Genomic DNA, 4,158 nt, shown 5'->3' on the forward strand with positions numbered 1-4,158 from the left:
CAGCAGCGGTTCGTCCAATACAACGCCAAGAGCGGCGAGGAGCGACTCTCGGTCGTCCCCGCCGCTGTCGGCGGTCGTGCTTTTCGACGAGGCAGAATTGCCTGTATTCGTCACGTGATTTGCCAGATCCCTGGAGATCAGACTGCTGCTACGACCTGGCGGCCCTTGTAGGTGCCGCACGAGGGGCACGCGATATGGGGCAGCGTCTTCTCGCCACAACCGCGGTTGGGGCACGTCACGAGGGTGGGCGCAGTGGTCTTCCACTGTGCACGACGCGACCTCGTGTTGGAACGCGACATTTTGCGCTTCGGGACAGCCACTTCTACTTCTCCTCGGCTTCGTTGTTCACAAGTTCTGTGCTCGGTACTGATTCCACGCCAAATTTGGCTGCAAGACCAGCCCAGCGAGGATCAAGTATGTCATGACTGTGGTCAGAATCAGCAATCGCCAGGCGAACGCCACATTCGGGGCACAATCCCTCGCAGTCCTCGCGACACAGCGGATGGAGCGGAAGCTCCAATCCGACCGAGTCGACGATGACCGGTTCGAGGTCTATCTGATCGTCGAGGATGCGATGGATCTCGTCCTCGTCGGTCGTTTCTTCTGTGACGCTGTTGGGATAGGCGAACAGTTCGGTGAGGTAGACGTCGACCGAGCCGGTCACGGGCTCCAAACAGCGCGTGCACTCCCCCACCGTGTCGGCTCGAACGGTGCCCGTCACGAGCACACCTTCGGACACGGCTTCGAGCCTGAGGTCGAGTTCCACCGGTGCACCGGCATCGATGCCGATGGCATCGAGACCGATTCTTCCGGGCGCGGCCACCGTCCGCTGGATCTGTTTCATCGACCCGGCCCTGCGGCCGAGGCTATCGATATCCAGAACGAAACCCACGCCCGGCTGAGGACGAGGGGTATTACGACGGGTAGACACAACGGATCTTTCTGCTCGAGTTCTCGGTGGGGCACATCTCGTACCCGCTGCCCCACCCCGATCGAAGGAGTTCGGGCAACCACTCAACGATACGCAGTCATGCATATGTGAGCAAATCACCCCTCCGGCGACCGGTCGTCCGGTCAGGCTAGCGACGAGGACGCCGGAATTCGTCTCCGGTCTCCCGGTACTCGCCGTCGGACCCGTAATCGGGCACTCCGGATCCGGTCCGCAACTGTTGACGGCCGCGTCCGACCGAGCGAATCGTGCCGGTGAGGAACTCCTCGAACTCCGCGAGCTTGGTGTCGACGTAGATGTCGCATTCGCTGCGCATCCGGTCGGATTCCGCATGCGCGGCGTCGATGACACGGGCCGACTCGGCGTGGGCAGCCCGAACGACCTCTGTTTCGGCGACCAGCCGCTCCTGCTCGGCGGTACCGTCGGCAACCGACCGATCGTAGGATGCCTGACCTGCTTCGATCATGCGATCGGCTTCGGTGCGAGCACGCGTAGTGAGTGCCTCGTACTCCTGCTGTCCGGCGTCGACCGTCCGTTCGGCCGTGTCGGTGGCGTCGTCGACGAGTTGCTCGGCATGCGCCTTGGCTTCGGCGACCATGCGGTCCGCCTGCGCCTTGGCGTCGGCGAGAATGCGGTCTGCCGAATCGCGCGCGTTCTCGACGGTGTCCCGCGCCTCGGTGTCGGCGGTGGCGATGGTCTTCTCTGCGGTCGCCCTGGCGTCGCCGACCAGCTTGTCCTTGTGATCCAGCACGTCCTGGGCGTCGTCGAGCTCCCCGGGGATGGAGTCTCGAACGTCATCGAGCAGTTCCAGAACGTCACCGCGAGGTACGACGCAGCCCGCGGTCATCGGGACGCCGCGGGCCTCCTCGACAATGGCCACCAGCTCGTCGAGTGCCTCGAATACGCGGTACACCGGTAACCCCAATCGTCGAACCTGCGAAAAATCTGTTCCTGACGGTTCCAGTTTGCCTGGTGCACGTGACTGTGCGTCTCTAGGGCACCCGGTGTGTCGCCCGAGTAGCGCGAACTATTCGGCCTTGCGTTCGGCGATCCGCGCGGTGAGACGCGGGAAGACGCACTCGGGGACCATGCCCTCGACGTCGCCGCCGAAGGTCGCGACTTCCTTGACCAACGAACTCGACAGAAAGCTGTGGGAGGGATTGGCGGGGATGAACAGTGTGTCGACTCCGGAGAGCTTCTGATTCATCTGTGCCATCTGTAGTTCGTAATCGAAGTCGTTGGCGCCGCGCAAACCCTTGACGATCGCGGTGAATCCCTGCTGCTTGGCGTAATCGACGAGTAGTCCGTGCCACGACGAGATCCGCACGTTGGGCAGGTGTGCGGTGGCTTCACCCAGCATCTCGATGCGTTCGTCGACGGTGAACAATCCGCGCTTGTTCTTGTTGATCATCACCGTGACGATGATCTCGTCGAACTGCGCTGACGCTCGGGTGATCACATCGAGGTGCCCCATCGTGACGGGGTCGAACGATCCAGGGCACACCGCTCCAGTCATGGGAGCACGGTATCACTCGCCGGTGGCGTCACTCGGGGTCGTCGGGCCCGCCTTCGTAGGTGGCGATTTCGATGCGGGTTTCGCCGTACTTCTTGACTTTCTCGGGGAACAATCCGGCGGGCCAGGAGGTTTCGGGTGACCGCGACGACCGCTCGAGAACGACGACCGCGTCCGGAGCGAGCCAACTGCCGGATATCAACGTCGAAAGCATCTGCTGCACCGCAACGTCGGAGACAGCGTAGGGAGGGTCGGCGAGGACGAGGTCGTATCGGGTGTCCGCCGCACCCGCGAGCATCGACGCCACCGGGGCGCATCGCACCGCGGCCCCCGGCAGGCCCACCGCAGCGGCATTCTCACGCGCCACCGCAGCTGCCCGCGCATCGGATTCGACGAGTACGACGGACTCGGCTCCGCGCGAAAGCGCTTCGAGCCCAAGAGCTCCGGACCCGGCGAACAGGTCCATCACAGCAGCGCCGGAAAGTTCCAATCGGGCCTGGAGCGAACTGAAGAGCGCCTCGCGGACGCGCTCCGACGTGGGACGCGTACCGCGAGGCGGGACCTTCAGCTTTCTGCCTCCTGCGATGCCTGCGACGATCCGAGTCATCTACAGGACTCTACTCATTCGAGGTCAGGAGTCTTCGTTGCCCGATTCACTACCGATCACGACGAGTAGGTCGCCGCCCTCGACCTGTTGCACTGCGCCGATGGCCAGCCGACTGACGGTGCCACCTTTCGGTGCGGTGATGGCGGCTTCCATCTTCATCGCTTCGATGGTGGCGACCACGTCACCGGCAGCGAGCTTGTCGCCCTCCGCAACCGAGAGCGTCACCACGCCTGCGAACGGGGCGGGCAGGTGGCCGGGATTGGTTCGGTCCGCCTTCTCCACCGACGGTGCTTCACTGGCGATCGAGCGGTCTCGGACCGACACCGGCCGCAGCTGTCCGTTGAGGATGCACATGACTGTCCGCATACCGCGTTCGTCGGCATCGGAGATCGCTTCGAGCCCGATGAGCAGTTCGACGCCTTTCTCGAGCTGCACCCGGTGCTCGTCGCCCTGCCGGAGCCCGTAGAAGAACTGGTTGGCAGACAGCCTCGAGGTGTCACCGTACTTCTCGCGGTGCGCCGCGAGGTCGGCTGTCGGTCCGGGAAAGAGCAAGCGGTTCAACGTGTCCCGACGCTGGGCCGAGGTACCGTCGAGCGCGCGCTCGTCGTCCGGGGCCAGTGCAGTCTCGGGTTTCGCATCACTGCGTCCCTCCAGCGCCTTCGTGCGCAGCGGCTCGGGCCATCCACCCGCGGGGGTTCCGAGTTCTCCGCGCAGGAACCCGATGACCGAGTCCGGGATGTCGTACTTCCGTGGGTTCTCCGCGAAGTCTTCCGCCGATGCACCTGCACCCACCAGGGACAGGGCGAGGTCACCGACAACCTTCGACGACGGCGTCACCTTGGTCAACCGGCCGAGCATGCGGTCCGCCGCGGCGTAGTTGGCTTCCACCGTCTCGAATCGATCGCCGAGACCGAGGGCAATTGCCTGCTGCCTCAGATTGGAGAGCTGACCGCCCGGGATTTCGTGGGTGTACACGCGCCCGGTCGGCGCTGGAAGCCCTGATTCGAACGGCGCGTACACCTTTCGCATCGCTTCCCAGTACGGCTCCAGATCGCATACGGCCCGTAGGTCCAGGCCGGTGTCTCTTTC

General features: G+C 64.1%; 6 protein-coding genes. All 6 read right to left on the bottom strand.

Features of this window, described 5'->3' with window-relative positions:
- Positions 1-137: 137 nt before the first annotated feature.
- Positions 138-320 (bottom strand): 50S ribosomal protein L32, encoded by a 183-nt coding sequence (gene rpmF, locus WBQ44_RS15740; protein WP_032397784.1) that lies wholly within the window; start codon positions 318-320, stop codon positions 138-140.
- A gap of 2 nt (positions 321-322) precedes the next feature.
- The gene (locus tag WBQ44_RS15745) at positions 323-844 is read right to left on the bottom strand and encodes a YceD family protein (RefSeq protein WP_495567607.1); all 522 of its coding nucleotides are present in this window, start codon (positions 842-844) and stop codon (positions 323-325) included.
- A gap of 235 nt (positions 845-1,079) precedes the next feature.
- Complete coding sequence (locus tag WBQ44_RS15750) at positions 1,080-1,862, bottom strand: DivIVA domain-containing protein (protein ID WP_495567611.1); 783 nt, start codon at positions 1,860-1,862, stop codon at positions 1,080-1,082.
- Positions 1,863-1,976: 114 nt separating this feature from the next.
- Positions 1,977-2,465 (bottom strand): pantetheine-phosphate adenylyltransferase, encoded by a 489-nt coding sequence (gene coaD, locus WBQ44_RS15755; RefSeq protein WP_495567608.1) that lies wholly within the window; start codon positions 2,463-2,465, stop codon positions 1,977-1,979.
- A 28-nt stretch (positions 2,466-2,493) separates the two neighbouring features.
- A complete protein-coding gene (gene rsmD, locus WBQ44_RS15760) occupies positions 2,494-3,069 on the bottom strand; it encodes a 16S rRNA (guanine(966)-N(2))-methyltransferase RsmD (RefSeq protein ID WP_495567609.1) in 576 nt (191 codons plus the stop codon).
- 24 nt (positions 3,070-3,093) lie between these two features.
- A partial coding sequence (locus WBQ44_RS15765) for a biotin/lipoyl-containing protein (protein ID WP_495567610.1) occupies positions 3,094-4,158 on the bottom strand: 1,065 nt, incomplete at its 5' end.

Source organism: Rhodococcus sp. (in: high G+C Gram-positive bacteria), assembly GCF_049591685.1.
Classification (GTDB): Bacteria; Actinomycetota; Actinomycetes; order Mycobacteriales; family Mycobacteriaceae; genus Rhodococcoides.

Coding starts and splice junctions, on each gene's coding strand:
- WBQ44_RS15745 (WP_495567607.1), bottom strand. CDS start 844: ATGAAACAGATCCAGCGGACGGTGGCCGCGCCCGGAAGAATCGGTCTC.
- coaD (WP_495567608.1), bottom strand. CDS start 2,465: ATGACTGGAGCGGTGTGCCCTGGATCGTTCGACCCCGTCACGATGGGG.
- rsmD (WP_495567609.1), bottom strand. CDS start 3,069: ATGACTCGGATCGTCGCAGGCATCGCAGGAGGCAGAAAGCTGAAGGTC.